The sequence below is a fragment of the Kouleothrix sp. 19917 genome (genome assembly GCF_057073505.1).
Genome location: NZ_CP097099.1, coordinates 4901419 through 4917443, shown reverse-complemented (window position 1 = coordinate 4917443; position 16025 = coordinate 4901419). Strand labels below are relative to the sequence as shown.

The 16025-nt window shown below is 61.8% G+C and carries 14 protein-coding genes; 7 read left to right on the top strand and 7 right to left on the bottom strand.

The window, feature by feature from the left end; translation table 11 throughout:
* Window positions 1-228 precede the first annotated feature (228 nt).
* Complete coding sequence (locus M1P90_RS19850) at window positions 229-1662, top strand: hypothetical protein (RefSeq protein ID WP_483697030.1); 1434 nt, start codon at window positions 229-231, stop codon at window positions 1660-1662.
* A 256-nt stretch (window positions 1663-1918) separates the two neighbouring features.
* Here the strand turns inward: M1P90_RS19850 and M1P90_RS19845 are convergent, their stop codons facing one another.
* Window positions 1919-2773, bottom strand: coding sequence for a deoxyribonuclease IV (locus M1P90_RS19845; RefSeq protein WP_483697029.1), 855 nt, complete (start codon window positions 2771-2773; stop codon window positions 1919-1921).
* Between the two features lie 208 nt (window positions 2774-2981).
* Between M1P90_RS19845 and M1P90_RS19840 the strand changes: the two genes are divergently transcribed.
* The 5 genes from M1P90_RS19840 to M1P90_RS19820 all read left to right on the top strand — a co-directional run bounded on the left by M1P90_RS19840 (window position 2982) and on the right by M1P90_RS19820 (window position 6569).
* Complete coding sequence (locus M1P90_RS19840) at window positions 2982-3539, top strand: hypothetical protein (protein WP_483697028.1); 558 nt, start codon at window positions 2982-2984, stop codon at window positions 3537-3539.
* A gap of 271 nt (window positions 3540-3810) precedes the next feature.
* A complete protein-coding gene (locus M1P90_RS19835; protein WP_483697027.1) occupies window positions 3811-4140 on the top strand; it encodes a PadR family transcriptional regulator in 330 nt (109 codons plus the stop codon).
* A 12-nt stretch (window positions 4141-4152) separates the two neighbouring features.
* Entirely contained in the window at window positions 4153-5019 is an 867-nt protein-coding gene (locus M1P90_RS19830; RefSeq protein WP_483697026.1) for a pentapeptide repeat-containing protein, read from the top strand.
* An 18-nt stretch (window positions 5020-5037) separates the two neighbouring features.
* Window positions 5038-5799, top strand: a complete 762-nt coding sequence (locus M1P90_RS19825) for an ABC transporter ATP-binding protein (RefSeq protein ID WP_483697025.1) — start codon at window positions 5038-5040, stop codon at window positions 5797-5799.
* Window positions 5799-6569 carry an ABC transporter permease gene (locus M1P90_RS19820; protein WP_483697024.1) on the top strand — a complete coding sequence of 257 codons (771 nt, stop codon included), beginning with the start codon at window positions 5799-5801 and terminating at the stop codon, window positions 6567-6569. The genes M1P90_RS19825 and M1P90_RS19820 overlap by 1 nt, the downstream gene beginning before the upstream one ends.
* A gap of 102 nt (window positions 6570-6671) precedes the next feature.
* Here M1P90_RS19820 and M1P90_RS19815 read toward each other — a convergent pair whose 3' ends face one another.
* Complete coding sequence (locus M1P90_RS19815; RefSeq protein WP_483697023.1) at window positions 6672-8507, bottom strand: alpha-amylase family glycosyl hydrolase; 1836 nt, start codon at window positions 8505-8507, stop codon at window positions 6672-6674.
* A 296-nt stretch (window positions 8508-8803) separates the two neighbouring features.
* Between M1P90_RS19815 and M1P90_RS19810 the strand changes: the two genes are divergently transcribed.
* On the top strand, window positions 8804-9112 hold the full coding sequence (locus M1P90_RS19810; RefSeq protein ID WP_483697022.1) for a hypothetical protein: 309 nt from the start codon (window positions 8804-8806) through the stop codon (window positions 9110-9112).
* 6 nt (window positions 9113-9118) lie between these two features.
* Here the strand turns inward: M1P90_RS19810 and M1P90_RS19805 are convergent, their stop codons facing one another.
* From M1P90_RS19805 to M1P90_RS19785, 5 genes are all read right to left on the bottom strand, one after another.
* Window positions 9119-11005: an alpha-amylase family glycosyl hydrolase gene (locus M1P90_RS19805; RefSeq protein ID WP_483697021.1), complete on the bottom strand. Its 1887-nt coding sequence runs from the start codon at window positions 11003-11005 to the stop codon at window positions 9119-9121.
* Between the two features lie 396 nt (window positions 11006-11401).
* Window positions 11402-13153 carry an alpha-amylase family glycosyl hydrolase gene (locus M1P90_RS19800; RefSeq protein WP_483697020.1) on the bottom strand — a complete coding sequence of 584 codons (1752 nt, stop codon included), beginning with the start codon at window positions 13151-13153 and terminating at the stop codon, window positions 11402-11404.
* 4 nt (window positions 13154-13157) lie between these two features.
* Window positions 13158-13991 (bottom strand): nucleotidyltransferase domain-containing protein, encoded by an 834-nt coding sequence (locus M1P90_RS19795; RefSeq protein WP_483697019.1) that lies wholly within the window; start codon window positions 13989-13991, stop codon window positions 13158-13160.
* Between the two features lie 201 nt (window positions 13992-14192).
* Window positions 14193-15080 carry a sugar ABC transporter permease gene (locus M1P90_RS19790; RefSeq protein WP_483697018.1) on the bottom strand — a complete coding sequence of 296 codons (888 nt, stop codon included), beginning with the start codon at window positions 15078-15080 and terminating at the stop codon, window positions 14193-14195.
* Entirely contained in the window at window positions 15077-16018 is a 942-nt protein-coding gene (locus M1P90_RS19785) for a carbohydrate ABC transporter permease (protein ID WP_483697017.1), read from the bottom strand. Before M1P90_RS19785 ends, M1P90_RS19790 begins: the two co-directional genes overlap by 4 nt.
* Window positions 16019-16025 lie beyond the last annotated feature (7 nt).

Sequence of the window (16025 nt, the reverse complement as noted above, 5' to 3'; positions counted from 1 at the left end):
ACAAGCCGGCGGCGATTTGGCTGCGCAAAAATGAAAAAGCAAGGTGTTTGCCACTAATCAATGCTGCAGGACTGTTTCGCAAGTATTCGGTTTTTTTCGGGTATACTATCGGCAAGGTGGCGCGTTTGCCACCACACACGTTCTGGCATATTTGTTTGCAATGTCACGTCTGCAACCTGGGTAGCGCTTTCTGCCCGGCTTTGGTGCGTGCAAGCACAGGAGAATGCCATGCGTCGTCGATTCCTCTCACTTATTCTGCTTTTTCTGATCCTTCTGCCGCTGCCGGTACAAGCCGCCACAACGCTCACCGTCGATCCCAAAAGCCGCCTCAGCACCGTGTCGCCTCAGTCGGTTGGGCTGAATACCAACTACCTGATGGACGGCGCAACAAACACGGCCGATGGCATTGCCGCGCTGAATGTTGGCGCGCTGCGCTACCCCGGCGGCGAGAAGTCCGACAGCTATCTGTGGTCGGTTCCGCCCTTCACCCAGGTGCAGCCGTCGCTTGCACGCACCGGGCCGAATGAGTGGCCCAGTGGCGACCGCACCCTGGTGAACGCCGACGGCTCGTTTGTGCGCCCGCCGCTGGATTTCGATCAGTTTATGGCGATTGCGCAATCGCGCAGTGCCGAGCCGGTGCTGGTGGTTGATTTCGACAGCATGTTCAAGCCAGCCGAGCCGGATGGCACCGCGCCCACGCAGCAGGATCTGCTCGACACCGCCGTGGCGTGGGTGCGCTATGCCAGGGATCATAGCTACAACGCGCGCTACTGGGAGCTTGGCAACGAAAGCTACCAGGGCTCGTTCAATGGCAGCCCAAGCGCCCAGCAGTATGCCGAGCAAGCGGTGATATTTGCGCAAGCCATGAAAGCGGCCGACCCAAGCATCAAAATAGGTGTGAATGGCGGCAACGACGCCTGGTGGAGCACAATTCTGCCGATCACAAGCCCATATATCGATTTCCTGGTTGTGCATAACTACCCAGCCTACAATTGGGCTTCGTACAGCACTTATAGCTCGAAAACCGCGCTTACCTCAGATGTTGATCGGGCAATTTCAGCAATTGCGCGCTTCGCCAAATCCAGCGATCGCAGCCGCCTGAAAATCGCAATTACCGAGTATAACGCGCTTTCGTGGGGTGGTTGGGGCGAAGCAAACGACACTGGCCACGCGCTGGTGGCATTCGATATTCTTGGCCAGCAGCTGCAATACCCACAGGTAATGTTTTCGCTATTCTGGAATACGCGCTGGATTACGAATAATGATGGTGTCAAACTATTTGATGCACTAACGCCCGATAACACTCCTACGCCGGTTGGGCAATCGCTGACGCTCTTTTCGAACTATATGCACGACTCGATGGTGAAAGCCAGCAGCAACAGTACACTGCGCACGTTTGCCAGCTACAACACAAAAACGGGCGCTTTAACTGTGTGGGTGCTGAACAAGAAGACGTCGAGCCAGTCGGTGAATGTGAAGCTTTCCAACTACAAGGCCAGCAGCAAAACAGTGAGGCAAACCCTGTTTGTGGGTAGTAGCCCGGAAGACGCCCAACCAGCCATCAAAATACTATCGTCGCTGTCGCTCAGCAGCAACGCGGTTTCGGTAAAAGCGCCGGCTGTGTCGATCACGATCTTGCAGTTTCAGGGTAAGGTGTCTTAAAACCAATACCTTTCAGAGAAGGCCGCCAGGAACGATTGCCACGAAGACACGAAGGCACGAAGAGCATCAGGATGCGATAAAATCTTGGAGTCTTTGAGCCTTTGTGGCTATCTGAAAGGTATTGGTCTTAAAACAGAACCGAGAACCACAGAACCAGGAACCGTTCGCGCTCGCTAGCCGAGGGCAAAACATTAGCCAGAGCACACAGAAGGCACCGAGTTTGATATACTCAGTGACCGGCTGTGTGCTCTGTGGCTTAGTCCTGTGCCGCGATCAGGCCGCGCAATTTCGCCAGGTTGGCAATGTCTTCGGCCAGGTCGTCGCCCTTGGGGGTTTCGAGCAGCATAGGCAGCCCCTCGAAGCGCGGGTCGTTCACAATCGCGCGAAAGCCTTCCAGCCCAACGCAGCCATCGCCAATGTGCGCGTGCCGATCGACATGGCTGCCCAGGTCTTTCTGCGAGTCGTTCAGGTGAAAGGCCTTCAGGCGCTCCATGCCGATCACGCGGTCGAACTCGGCAAAGGTGGCGGCGCATGCCTCGGGCGTGCGAATGTCGTAGCCGGCGGCGAGCAGGTGGCAGGTATCGACGCAGACGGCAACGCGCTCGGGGTGATGTGCGCCGGCGATCAGCTCGGCCAGGTGCTCGAAGCGATGGCCCAGGCAGGTGCCCTGGCCGGCGGTTGTTTCCAGCAGAATGATCGTGTCGCCGCCCACGCCCGCGTCGAGCAGGCGGTTCAGCGCGGCGATCTCGCGCTGCAGGCCGGCCGCCTCGCCCGAGCCGGTGTGCGCGCCAGGGTGCGTGACGAGGTAGGGGATGCCCAGCGCCGCGCAGCGCTCCAGCTCGTCGCCAAAGGCCGCAATCGATTTTTCCCACAGATCGTCCTTGGGCGAGGCCAGGTTGATCAGATAGGAATCGTGCACAATCAGCGGGCCAAGGCCACTGCGCTCCTGCTCGGCCTTGAACTGCGCAATCTCGGCGTCGGTAAGTGGTTTGCCGCGCCACTGCTGCTGGTTCTTGCTGAAAATCTGGATGGTATCGCAGCCGGCGCGTTCGCCAAGCGCAAATGCGCGGTGCAGCCCGCCCGATGTCGACATATGCGCGCCAAATTTCATGCCTGCCCCCTGCCGCGTGCGGCAACTATACGAAAATCTGTGCTAGGCGCGTATTATAGCGCGGATCGGCGGCTTGCGCACCCGGGCGCGTGTATTTGGTTGCGGTGCGTTCTCCATACGTAGTCGATTATTTATTAAATGGTATGTGTTCCTCGCCTATACTTTGTACAAGCAATCACGAAACATGCACAATATATGGAGGAACCCAATGAAAGCGCTACGTCTCTTCCCGAAGATGGTGATCGTTGTCGGTATCGCGTTCGCAGTTGCTGGCCTGGTTGTGGCCGGCGCTGGCATCTACATTCGCGGCTTTGTGACCGAGCAGCTGGCTTCGCAGCAAATTACCACCCCTGAGGACGCCAGCATGCCGAACATGCCCGTGAACAACATGGCGACTGCGCTGAGCATGGCGAACATTATTCAGCATCACGCTGCCACCAGTGGCAACAACCTGACCTACGCCCAGATGGGCCGCTTCGCAGTGGCGAGTGGCGACCCGGCCGGCACAAACAAGGCCGAGGACGCGCTGAAGGATGCCGCTGGCAAGCCAGTTGCCAACCAGGCCCGCAACACGCAGCTCACGGCTGCCAGCCTGGTCACGGCGCTGAGCCTGTCGGCAATGGCGATTGGCGCTTCCTATGGCGCAATTGCTCTGGGTATCGCCTTCGTGGCGCTGGGGCTTGTGATCGCCGGCCTGGGCTACGCGCTGCTGGGCCTGATCACTCCGGCGGTGGCGCAGCGCTTCGGCCTGCACCCAGTGGCGTAGAAACCCAAACGCGCCAGGCACGCACCTGGCAGGGACACAAAAAGGGAGCGGCACTGCCGCTCCCTTTTTGTGTTGTTTGTCATCGACGAAACCCACGCCATCCGCCCTCAGTATAGCAGTTGGCAGAAGGCAGTTACATTTTTCGCTCTACAATGCGTTTCTCGCCAGCACCCGCATGGTCAATGCTTCTGCAAGCCGCTGTAATATACCTGCTAAACTACCTTGACAGACATAGTAATGTGACATATACTGATCGCGCGAGGTGGAAACAATGAACGAAAACAAAATCACATCCGACCTGCTGCGCGGCAATGCCGATACGATGATTTTGCGGCTGCTCTGCGAAGCTGACCGATATGGCTACGAAATCGTCAAGCTGATTGCCGAGCGCTCGGGCGGCGAGTACGAACTGAAGGAAGCCACCATGTACTCCAGCGTGCGGCGGCTTGAGTCCGATGGCGACATTGCGTGGTACTGGGGCGACGAATCGCAGGGCGGCAGGCGCAAATACTTCCGCATCACCGACAAAGGCCGGGCCACATACGCTGCCAACAAGAGCAACTGGGAGTACGCGAAGCGCGTGCTCGACACATTACTCTAGGGAGGTGAGGGCATGAGCGAAAAACTAACCAACTATGTGAATGGCGTTTTTGCGCCATACAGCGGCATAAAAAGCGTCGACGAGCTTAAGGCCGACTTGCTTGCCGATCTGCAGGAGCGCTTTCGTGAACTGAAAGCCGAAGGCAAGGACGATGCAACTGCTTTTGAGATAACCATTGGCAGCATTGGCGATATTGAGCAAACCGTGCAGGAAGTTGCGAACGCCACCCGCTCGCTGGAGCGGCAGGTTCTGACGAATTTTAGCGGAACCAACCTGCCCGCAAGCGACTTCGCGGGCGTTACCGCGCATAAGAGTAAATTTGAAGGAAGCGCACTGCGCGGCTCCGACTTTTCGGGCGCCGACCTGACCGGCAGCTCGTTTAAAGGCAGTGATGCGCGCGAAGCCAATTTCGACCGCGCAAACCTCACCGACTGTAGCTTTTATGCCCTGGATCTGGCGGGTGCGAGCTTCCGCCAAACGATTCTTGTGCGTACCAACTTCAGCGCATCGGGGCTCGAGGGCGTCAAATTCGTCGATGCTACCCTGGCCGATGTTAACATAAGCGTAACCGATCTGCGAAAAACACTCTTTGAACGATGTGTTTTCAACGGCACCGACTTTCGGCAGTGCGACATGCGCGGCATGCGGCTCGACGGCCACACCTTTGTCGGCGTGAAGTTCGATAAGGCGGCGCTGAGTGAAGCATCGTTCCAGGGCGCAACGCTCAGAAATGTCTCCTTTGTGCCGGGCTTTGCCCTGACGAACAAATACTATCGCGCGCTCAAAACCATCAACTTCGATGGCGCGATGATGGACAAACTGACCTACGCCGCGCTCAAAGGCATGGGCGTCGATCTGCCAACCGTGACGATCATCTAGCGTTCAGGAGGATCGAATATGCAAAACCAGGCAATCCAGGTACGCGGGCTGCAAAAATCCTACAAGCAGCTTCAGGTTCTGAAGGGCGTGGATCTTGAAGTTACACAAGGCAGCATTTTCGCGCTGCTCGGCTCCAATGGCGCAGGCAAAACCACGGTCGTCAAAATCCTCACCACGCTGCTTCGCCAGGATGGCGGAAGCGCCGCTGTCAACGGTTTCGATGTCGCGGCTCAGGCCGACAGCGTGCGCCAGTCGATCAGCCTGACCGGGCAGTTTGCCGCGGTGGACGAGATATTGACCGGGCGGGAAAACCTCGTGATGATCGCCAGGCTGCGGCATCTCACCGGCCCGCGTCAGGTCGCAGACGAACTACTGAGGCGCTTTGGCCTGAGCGATGCCGCCGACCGCCGAGTTTCCACCTATTCGGGAGGGATGCGCCGCCGGCTCGATATTGCCATGAGCCTGGTTGGCACACCGCCGATCATTTTCCTCGACGAACCAACCACCGGGCTTGACCCCGAGGCGCGCATCGAGGTGTGGAAAACGGTCAAAGCGCTTGCGGCGAACGGCACCACCGTCTTTCTTACCACCCAGTATTTAGAAGAAGCCGAGCAGCTTGCCGACCGTATCGCCATTCTGCACGAGGGCAAAATCATTGCCAGCGGCACGCTCGCCGAACTGAAAACGCTGTTCCCGCCGGCGACGGTGGAGTATGTGGAAAAGCAGCCGACCCTGGAGGATATTTTCCTCGCAATCATTGGCAAAAAGGAAGGCAAGTGATGGAGACGGCCAAGACACACTATTTCAGCGATATGAGCGTGATGCTGGGGCGGTCCATGCGCCATATTTTCCGCAGCCTGGATACGATCATCACCGTCACGATCATGCCGATCATGTTTATGCTGCTGTTTGTGTTTGTGTTTGGCGGCGCGATCCAAACCGGCACGGACAGCTACGTGAACTACCTGCTGCCCGGCATCCTGCTGATTGCGATTTCAAGCGGCATTGCCTACACGTCGTACCGGCTGTTTATGGATATGCAGCGCGGCATCTTCGAGCGCTTCTACTCCATGCCCATCGCTCGTTCGGCCCCGCTGTGGGGCCATGTGCTCACCTCGCTGGTATCGAATGCGATCTCGCTGGTTGTCATTGTTCTGGTCGCGCTGCTGATTGGTTTTCGCTCGCCGGCAGGCGTGCTGGCGTGGCTCGCTGTGGCTGGCATCCTCGCGCTGTTCACGCTGGCCCTGACCTGGGTCGCGGTGATTGCTGGCTTGTCGGCAACATCGGTGGATGGCGCAGGCGCATTTTCCTACCCGCTGATCTTTCTTCCCTTTATCAGCTCGGCGTTTGTGCCCACCGCATCGATGCCGCCGCTGGTGCGCGCGTTTGCCGAAAACCAGCCGGTGACGTCGATTGTGGAAGCGATTCGCGCGCTGCTGGCGGGCCAATCGGTGGGCAGCGATCTCTGGGTTGCACTGGCGTGGTGCCTGGGGATCACTGTTGTCGCATATTTCTTTGCGGCGCGCGCCTACGCTCGCAAGGCGGCGTAACAGAAATAAAGCGAAGTGCAAAAATTTTGGCCACAGAGAACACGGAGAACACCGAGTGTTTAGTTCAACATTCAGTGGCCTCTGTGCGCTTTGTGGCTCAACTCAGCGCTCGTTTCCATCCTGGTTAGTCAAGCGCCACATGCCAAACGCCGGCCCGCTGGCGGCGAGCGCGACTGTGCCGTCGGCGCTGGCGCGGAGGTTCGGGCTGCCGGCCAGCCCTTCGAGCTGCGCGCCCACCGCGGCGGCGGGGATGTGGATGGGCGCGTGGGCGGCGCGGGCGGCGTGGACAAGCACCGCTTCGCCGGGGGCCTCGCGCAGAAACACGAGCGCGTCGTCGCCCACCCACAGCCAGCGCAGGCCGCCGCGCTGCAAAGCCGGGCTGCTGGCGCGGGCACCGAACAGCGCACGGGTAAGCGCCAGCCGCCGCGCGTCCCAGCGCTCGGGGTGCGCCCAGGGCATGGGAATGCGGGCGTACTCTGGCCCCATTGTGGACAGGCCAAGCTCGTCGCCCGCGTAGAGCATTGGCACGCCTGGGTAGGCGGCGAGCATGCCAAAGGCCACATCGGTGCGCAGCGGGTCGCCGAGCAGCGATGCAACGCGGTGCGTGTCGTGCGAGCCGATCAGGTTCATGGCGTGCAGGGTAGCCTGCCAGGGCGTCACGCCCGAAAGCTCGCGCATGGCGCGGGCAACCAGGCGGCCGGGAAGGTTGGGCAGCGCGGGATATTTGGCGTGCGCGTAGGGCCGAGGCTGCGGCGGCAGCAGCCACTGCCACAGCGGGCGCGTGAATGCTGCATAGTTCATGGTGCCCTGGTAGCCGTCGCCAAGCAGGTCGCGGCTGGCGTCGTGGTTGGATTCGGCCTGAAGAAATGCCCCGCCCGTTGCCTGCGCCATGGTGCGGCGGATGATGCGCGCAACCTCGCGGCTGAGGTCGATCGCCCCGCGAATGCCGGTCATATTCGCAACGTCGATCCGCCAGGCGTCGAGCGCATGCGGCCCGAGCCAGCGCGCCACCACCGAGTCGGGGCCGTCGTAGAGGCGGCGGCGCAGCTCGGGGCTGCGGTGGTCGAAGATCGGCATTTCGCGCATGCCCCACCATGCGTCGTAGGTGCCGGGGTGCTGCCGAAAGAAGAAGAACGCCGCTTCTGGCGCGGTTGGGTCGGCCAGCGCGGCCTGAAACCATTCGTGCGTGTGCCCGCAGTGGTTGGTGGTCAGGTCGCCCATCAGGCGCAGGCCACGCGCGTGGGCAGCTTGGGCCAGCCGCGCCATGGCCGCATCCCCGCCAAGCAGCGGGTCCACTTCGCTGAAGGTCGAGGCGTTGTAGCGGTGGTTCGACTCGGCCGGGAAGAAGGGCGTGAGGTAGAGCGTGCCGACGCCAAGCGACGCGATGTGATCGAGATGCGCGGCAATGCCGTCGAGGTCGCCGCCGAAATACTGGCGCGGCGTGTCTGGCCCTTCGCCAATCACCGGGTCGTCCCAAGCGGCAGGAATGGCCCAGGCGGGCGCGGGCCGCTCGCACGATTTCGCAAAGCGGTCGGGGAAGATCTGGTACATCGTGCGCGTGGCCCACGCTGGCGGTGGCTCGTAGGTGCTCAGCCGGAAGTCGGCGGCGTCGGCAACATCGTGGCTGTGCAGGCCCACGCCATTCAGCCACTGGTAGCCGTGCGGGCCGCCGTCGAGCAGCCAGCGGTAGCTGAGCACCGGGTTCACCACCGGCAGCTGCGCGCGCAGCCAGGTATCGCGCGCGTCGCGGCGGTCGAGCGTTGCGCGCACCAGCTCGGGCTCGCCGTTGGAAATCACGCGCACCCAGGCGCTGGTCACGTCGCTCGCGTGCGGGACGCGCAAGAAGACGCTGATTGTGTCGCCAAGCGTGGGGTTCGGCTCGGGAACGTAGATTTCCGAGCCATCGTGATGGGGCTGTGACCACAGGGCTTCGCTCATAGTTGGCGTCTCGTTCACAGGGCTTGCGCAGTTGGGGGTTTTAGCCTCCCCGATAGCAGTTTGCAGCCGGCACTTGGCACTTGGCAGGAGGCAGTTATATTTTTCGCGCTACAGCGCGTTTCTCAGCGGTCCATGCGTGGTCAGTTGTTCTGCAAACCGCTGTAGAAAGCCAAAAAATCCTGACTTCTGGCTCCTGACGGCTGAATACTGCATACGCAGCGGAGTGCTATACTGGGCCTTACTGGCTTCCCCATCCCTTAAACTCTGCGCTCCGAGCGCACGAATGAGGTGCTGCCATGGCTGGCCGATGGCGACGCGGCTGTGTAATGGTGATTCTGGCCTGCTGCATTGTGCTCGGCCTGGCTGGCGCGCTTGCCGTGATCGGCATTCAAACCAACCGGCTGCACGTTGCGCCGCCCGCCGAGCTGCTCGACCTGGGGCCGATCTGGGTGGGCGATTTTTGCCGCGACGACGTGGCGCACCACCGGCACCCACCAGGCTGGTGCCCGCGTGAGTACACGGTCTATGTCATTCTGCGCTTTGGCTCGCGCGGGTCGATCCACCCGATTCTGCGCATTCCCGCGCCGCCGCTGCCACGCAGCTAACAGCGCTCACCACTCGCCCTGCGCAACAACCGCCCCGCCAAACGGCGGCAGAAACAGCGTGTCGCCATACAGCGCGGTTGCATCCTCGCTGGCCAGCAGCAGGCGGTGCGCGCCCCCACTGGCGAGCCGCACGCTCCGCTCGCTGCTGCTGCGATTCAGGGCGACGGTGGCGGCGCGGGTTGCGTCGCTGCACTGGTAGATATACAGTCCGGCGTCGTTCGCCTGCAGCGTTGTGCGCGCGGCCCGCCACAAGCCCGGCGTCGAGCGGCGCAACCACACCAGCCGGCGGTAGAAATCGAGCAGCGCCTGATCCTGCTGCTCGCCCCACAGCATTGGCAGGCGCGATTCTTCCGGGTGGCCGCTGCCGTCAGCGTAGCGCACGTCGCGCTGCTGCCCCAAGCCCACTTCGGTGCCGTAATAAATAATCGGCGGGTGCGGCAGGGTAAACTGGCAGATCGCCGCCAGCTTCAGCCGCCGGGTGTCGCCGCGCACAACCCACAGAAAGCGGTTCATGTCGTGGTTGTCGAGAAACGAGGGCAGCACGAAATCGCCCGCAAAAAAGGCCAGATGCCGCTGGAGAAATGCGTCGAAGGCTGGTGCGCTCGTGCTTTCAAAGGCAAAAAACTGGCGCAGCGCCTGGAGCAGCATGAAGTCCAGGCAGCCATCCATGCGGCCCTGGTAGCTTCGCTGCAAGGCTGGCGTTTCGACCACCTCGCCAAGCGTAATGCTGCCCGGTCTGGCGGCGCGCGTGGCGGCACGAAATGCGCTCCAGAAGGCGTGCGATGGGCCGTTGGCATAGTCGCAGCGGAAGCCATCGAGACCGCATGCGAGCCAGTGGGTTGCGCTTTCGATCATGTAATGCTGCGCGCCCGGGTCGTCGCTGTTGATCTGCGGGTGATCCTGCACGCCAAAAAAGGTCAGGTACTGGTCGGGCCAGCGCGTGAAGGTGAACCAGGCCGCCTCGGGGCTGCCCTGGTCGGCGCGCGCCGCCACAAAGGCCGGGTGATGCCACGACACATGGTTCACCACATAGTCGAGAATGACGCGTATGCCGCGTTCGTGCGCGGCGTCGGTCAGGGCGCGCAGGTCGTCGGCGCTGCCCAGGCGCGGCTCGACGCTCCGGTAGTCGGTGGCGTCGTAGCCGTGGTGCGAGGGGCTGGGGAAGAGCGGCGACAGCCAGATGCAGCTTGCGCCCAGGCTGGCAATGTAGTCGATCTGCTCGAGCACGCCGCGCAGCGTACCGCCATACAGGCCGCCGGGGGTGTCGGGCGTGTGGAATGGCTGGCCGCCGGCGGTTGCAAAGCGATCAATAAAGATCTGGTAGATGACGGCATCGCGCAGCCAGCCCGGCACGCGCTCGTCGTCGACGTGGTAGGCATAGCTGCCGGCGCGGCGCACGGGCCACAGGCCCCAGTCGGCAAACATTTCGGCATCCAGCTCGGCAACGCCGGGCGGGCGCTCGCCGCCGGCTACGCCCGCGATCTCGGCAGCCCAGGTGCTGCTCTGTTCCGACCACGCTTCCAGCCGGTAGCGCACCAGCGTTTGGTCGGGCTGTGGCGGTATGCTGCCCGCCCAGATTTCGCGATAGCCCCACAGCAGCGTGTCCCAGATTGTTTCGGCCCGCGCCAGCCCCAGCGCCACGCCCGTGCTGGCGACACCGCGCCCGCCGGCCGGGTCGCGGCCATCGGTGGTGTAGTAGCAGGTGACGTGCTCGGCGGCCACGCCTGGGCCGAGGCTCACGCGCACCTCGACCGCCTGGCCGGGGCGCGGGTCGGGCGGGCTGATGTCGTGCTGGTGGGCCACGCCCGCGCTGGCAGCCCGCAGCTGCGCCAGCCGCAGCGCGTCGGTTGCCAGCGTCCCAAAAACGAAATCCTGCGAGACGTTGTCTGTCATAGCTGTGAGTCCTGCAACCAAGAACCGAGACCGAGAAGCAAGCAGTCGGCAGTTGGCAGTTGGCAGCAGGGCGTATGCGATACGCCCCGCCTCTGCAACCTGCGAACCGGCGTATGCGATACGCCCCGCCTCTGCAACCTGCGAACCGGCGTATGCGATACGCCCCGCCATGCAAACCTGCAAACAGGCGTATGCGATACGCCCCGCCTCTGCAACCTGCCGACCTGCAAACAGGCGTATGCGATACGCCCCGCCTCTGCAACCTACAAACAGGCGTATGCGATACGCCCCGCCTCTGCAACCTGCCAACCTGCCAACCTGCGAACAGGCGTATGCGATACGCCCCGCCTCTGCAACCTGTCGACCTGCAACCTTCAAGCCTGCCCTGAAAGCGCGCTAGCGGCGGAGTGTGGCGATGTAGCCGGTTTGTGGCGCGAGGCTCGGCCAGGGCATGGAGCCAGTGATGCCGCCGCCATCGCCAACCGTCAGCGGCGCGCTGGCCTGCTCGCCAAGCAGCGGCGCAAGCTGGTAGTCGCCCGCGCCAAGCGTGCTCTCGGCAAGATCGAGCGTGACATTGCTGGCAGCAACTTTGCTGAAGTTCAGCACCACCAGCACGGTTTCGTCGGCGGCCTGGCGCAGAAACGCCGCCACCGCGCCATTGCTGGTTCGCAGCGGCACAAACGCCCCGTCACGCAGCGCCGGGTTGGTGGTGTGGAGGGTGATCAGCGCGCGGTACAGGTTCAGCAGCGAGCCGGGGTCAGCATCCTGCGCGCCCACGTTGACAGTGGGCGTGTCTTTTTGCAGCGCCTCCCACGGCTTGCCGCTGGTGAAGCCCCCGGTCGCGCCATCGGCGCTCCACTGCATGGGCGTGCGGATGCGCTCGTCGGGCTTCTGGCCGGTCATGCCAATTTCTTCGCCATAGTAGACGAACGGCAGGCCGGGCAGCGTCAGCAGCGCCGTGGCCGCAATTCGGGCTTTGCCCATGTCGTTGCCCAGCGTGCTCATCACGCGGTTCTGGTCGTGGTTCGTCAGGAATGGCGCCCAACGATTGTATGGAAGCACGGCTTCTGCGGTGGTGACGGCGCTGATAAATGGCGGGGCAATGCCGCCGCTGGCAGCGGCCACAATATTCTGGGCTACATCGAACTCAAAATATTCGTCGAGCTGGTCGGGGTAGTAGGTGCGCAGGGTCGCAACCGGGTCGCCAAAAACTTCGCCCACGGTGAACGCGCCGGGCTTGGTTTGCTGAAGGAAGGCGCGGTAGTCGCGCAGCCAGGCGTGCGTTTCGGGCGTGTGCTGCTGGTTCGGGCCATTTTCGATCAGGTGCTTGATCGCGTCGAGCCGGAAGCCATCCGCGCCCATGTCGTTCAGCCAGAAGGCGCTGATCTTGCGCGCCTCGGCGGTGACGGCCGGGTTGCGATAGTTCAGGTCGGGCTGGCTGACCGAGAAAATCGCGTAGTAGTATTCGTTGCGCGCCGACGACTGTCGCCAGGGGTCGTCGCCCCAGGGGTTTTTGTAGCCGGGCTTGTCCTTCGACCACAAATACCAGTCGCGATAGGGCGAGGCCGGGTCTTTGGCGGCCTGCTGGAACCACGGGCTCTGCTTGGATGTGTGGTTGAGCACCAGATCGAGAATGACCTTGATGCCGCGCTTGTGCGCTTCGGCCACCAGGGTTTTGAAGTCGTCGTTCGTGCCGTACTCGTGATTGACCGTGTAGTAGTCGGTGGTGTCGTAGCCGTGGTAGCTCGGCGATTCCATGATTGGCATCAGCCAGATGCAGTTTGCGCCCAGGTCCTTGGTGGTTTTGGGGTCGCCGTCGTTGACGTAGTCGAGCTTCTGGGCAATGCCGTTCAGGTCGCCAATGCCGTCGCCATTGCTGTCGTAGAACGAGCGAACGAAAATTTCGTAGCAGACCGCGCCATCCCACCAGCCGGCCGCGAGCGGAAAGGGCGTGGCGGTTGGGCCGACGGTGATGGTGGGCGCGGGCGTGGGCAGGTTGCGGGTGGGCGTGGCGGGCAGTGCCGCTGTTGCTGCTTCCGCCGGGGCGTTGCTGGGCGGCGCGCTGGCTGAATTGCCGCCCGCGCAGCCAGCGACCGCCAGCACACCAAGCGCCAGCGTCAGCGCGCGCAACCATGAGGTCTGCTTCATATGTTCACGTCCATGCGCGGTGATCAAAGCCTTCGCGCTCCAGCAGGTCGTCGAGCTGATCGAGCAGCGTGGCGATGCGCGCCACAATCTCGGGGCCGCCATCCAGCACGGCGTGGAGATCGACGGCCATTTCCAGCGGCAGCGTGTGGCATTCGGCGGCGGCAAAGGCCAGCAGGCGCTTTTCGCCGGGGTGCAGCACGCGATTGACCGCAAAGATCACGTCGAAGTAGCTGGCCAGCAGCGCCGCCAAACGGTGGTTCACGCTTACGCGATCCTGGCGCTGCACAGCTTTCGCGATTTGCTGGAAGTAGGAAGGAATGACATTGCGCAGCACAGGATGGTTGAGCGCGATGATGTTGCGCTGAAGCTCAGGAGGGTATTCGGCCTGGCTGCGCTGCTGCAGGCCCGCAAACCAGCCGCTCCGGTCGAACAGCGGCTGCGATTGCCGAACCGTGCGCCAGAAGCAGGTACTATAGCCCAGGCTGGCCTGGTGCTCGTCCAGCACGCGCGCGATCTGCCCTTCCATCCAGGCGCAATCGAAGTACATGCTATCGATTTCGATGCCCGTCACGCGGTGAAACCATTCGTCGCATGGCCCCCAGATGGTCATGCCAATATTTGCGCGCGCCGCCCCGCCGGCACGCTCGATTATGGCTTGCCGCTCGGCCAGCGAAATCTCGGCGCGGGTGTACACACACAGGTCGATGTCGGATTGCGCGTCGGAGGCGTGGGCGCTGTGCGAACCGCCAAGCGCCACCGCTTCCACGGCCGGGTGTTCGGCAAAGAGCTGTGCCAGGCTGCTGGCCAGCGCGCGTGACAGGGTGTTTTTGTCGGTCATATGCAGTCGCTCATCCACACAGCATCGAATCAACCATCAGAACAGGCAGAACAGGCAGAACAGGCAGAACAGGGGCAAATTCGCAAAAACCATCCACAGATTACACCGATTATGCAGATCGGCGACCTCATATCTGCGCAATCTGCGTAATCTGTGGATATAAGCCATTCCCCATACACCCAACCCTGTGCTGAAAGCGCGCTAGCCCTTCAGCGCGCCCTTGGTCAAACCCTCGACCAGGAAGCGCTGCGCCAGGAAGAATACAATCATAATCGGGATCGAGCCAAGCACCGCCGCCGCGCAGAACTGTGTCCAGTTGGTGGCGAACTGCGTCGAGAAGGTGCGAACGCCGACGCCAAGCGGGTAGAGCTTGGAATCCGACAGAAACACGGTTGTGACGATATACTCGTTGTAGATGCCAATAAAGCCGAAAATGAACTGCGCCACCAGCATGGGCTGCAGCAGCGGGAACAGAATCTGCCAGAAGATCTGCCAGTTCGTCGCGCCATCGATCGACGCGGCTTCGTCCAGCTCCTTCGGAATGCTGTCCATGAAATTCTTCATGAGCCAGACGGCCAGCGCGCTGCCGCCAAAGCCGAACAGCAGGATCAGGCCAAACAGCGAGTTGAGCAGGTGAAAGACCTGGAAGGCGCGGAAAATCGCCACCATCGAGCCGACGGTTGGCAGCATCTGGATGATCAGCAAGATCAAAATACCGTAGCGCCGGCCCACGAAATTCAGCCGCGAAAAGGCGTAGCCCGCAAAAGTTGCCAGCATCACCGACACGGCCGCGCTGACGCCGCCCAAAATAAGGCTGTTGCGCACCCACAGCGGGAACTGGCTGCTGAGCAGCTTCTGGTAGTTTGCCAGCGTCAGCTGCTGCGGGATGAGCGTTGGGCTGTACAGACTGTTGCCGCCGCCCTTAAACGAATACATCACCACATACAGCGTGGGAAACAGCGAAATCAGGCAGGCAATGATCAGCACAATGCGCAGCGCCCACAGGCCCAGCGCCTGCTGAAAGCGGTAGGACTGCGCAATCGAGGTGCGATTTGCGGGCCGGGCGGCCGGCTGTGTTCCTGTTGTCATCGCTCAATCTCCTTGAACGAGCCGGTTACCAGCGCGTTGAAAATCGTCAGCGCCGCCAGAATAAAGAAGATGATGATGCTATAGGCCGCATTCAGGCCATACAGGCGCAGCTGGAAGATCAGCTTGTAGGCAAAGGTTGCCAGTGTGTCGGTTGCGCCATAGTTCGCGCCGGGGAAGGCCAGCGGGTTGCCGTTGGTGATCAGAATGATCACGCCGGCATTGCCGAACTGGAATGCCAGCTGCGTGATGATCAGGGGCGTGATGGCAGTGAGCATAAACGGCCATGTGATTGCGCGAAAGCGCTGCCAGTTGTTAGCTCCGTCGAGGTCGGCTACTTCGTACAGCTCGGCCGGGATGGCTTGCAAGGCCGCCAGACAGACCGTCATAAAGAAGGGGTAGCTCAGCCACAGGTTGACAATAATCAGGGCCGCGCGAGCCGGGCCGGCCTGGTTCAGCCAGTTGATCCGCTCAACGCCGAACCAGCCCAGGATGAGGTTGAGCGGGCCTTGCGTGTTGTAGATGCCGGCCCACACCTGCGAGGTCAGAATAAACGGGATCGACCAGGGGATGATCAGGATGGTGCGGTACAGGTTGCGCTCGCGCAGCCGCGAGTTGTTCAGCATCATGGCCAGGCCCATGCCCACGCCGATGTTGAACAGCGTGCACAAAATCATCCACATGATCGTCCAGCCCAGCACCGGGAAAAAGGCGCTGCCGCCGGCAAAGATCTGCTGGTAGTTCTGGAAGCCGGCCCACTCGAATTCCAGGAAGTGGAACAGACTGTAGTTGGTAAAGGAGATGTAGACGGTGTAGAGGAACGGCAGAATAATGAACAGCACCGTGGCGATCAGCACGGGCGCGAGGTACAGGTATGCTGCGCGGTCGATCGGGCGCGCCTGCGCGGCCCGGGCAGGTGGCGCAACGACTTTTGCTGCCATAGCGAGT

Bases quoted from the DNA above. Each gene is read 5' to 3' on its own strand.
- M1P90_RS19790 (WP_483697018.1), bottom strand. From the start codon at position 15,080: ATGACAACAGGAACACAGCCGGCCGCCCGGCCCGCAAATCGCACCTCG.
- M1P90_RS19840 (WP_483697028.1), top strand. From the start codon at position 2,982: ATGAAAGCGCTACGTCTCTTCCCGAAGATGGTGATCGTTGTCGGTATC.
- M1P90_RS19825 (WP_483697025.1), top strand. From the start codon at position 5,038: ATGCAAAACCAGGCAATCCAGGTACGCGGGCTGCAAAAATCCTACAAG.
- M1P90_RS19820 (WP_483697024.1), top strand. From the start codon at position 5,799: ATGGAGACGGCCAAGACACACTATTTCAGCGATATGAGCGTGATGCTG.
- M1P90_RS19795 (WP_483697019.1), bottom strand. From the start codon at position 13,991: ATGACCGACAAAAACACCCTGTCACGCGCGCTGGCCAGCAGCCTGGCA.
- M1P90_RS19810 (WP_483697022.1), top strand. From the start codon at position 8,804: ATGGCTGGCCGATGGCGACGCGGCTGTGTAATGGTGATTCTGGCCTGC.
- M1P90_RS19800 (WP_483697020.1), bottom strand. From the start codon at position 13,153: ATGAAGCAGACCTCATGGTTGCGCGCGCTGACGCTGGCGCTTGGTGTG.
- M1P90_RS19805 (WP_483697021.1), bottom strand. From the start codon at position 11,005: ATGACAGACAACGTCTCGCAGGATTTCGTTTTTGGGACGCTGGCAACC.
- M1P90_RS19830 (WP_483697026.1), top strand. From the start codon at position 4,153: ATGAGCGAAAAACTAACCAACTATGTGAATGGCGTTTTTGCGCCATAC.
- M1P90_RS19835 (WP_483697027.1), top strand. From the start codon at position 3,811: ATGAACGAAAACAAAATCACATCCGACCTGCTGCGCGGCAATGCCGAT.
- M1P90_RS19850 (WP_483697030.1), top strand. From the start codon at position 229: ATGCGTCGTCGATTCCTCTCACTTATTCTGCTTTTTCTGATCCTTCTG.
- M1P90_RS19815 (WP_483697023.1), bottom strand. From the start codon at position 8,507: ATGAGCGAAGCCCTGTGGTCACAGCCCCATCACGATGGCTCGGAAATC.
- M1P90_RS19785 (WP_483697017.1), bottom strand. From the start codon at position 16,018: ATGGCAGCAAAAGTCGTTGCGCCACCTGCCCGGGCCGCGCAGGCGCGC.
- M1P90_RS19845 (WP_483697029.1), bottom strand. From the start codon at position 2,773: ATGAAATTTGGCGCGCATATGTCGACATCGGGCGGGCTGCACCGCGCA.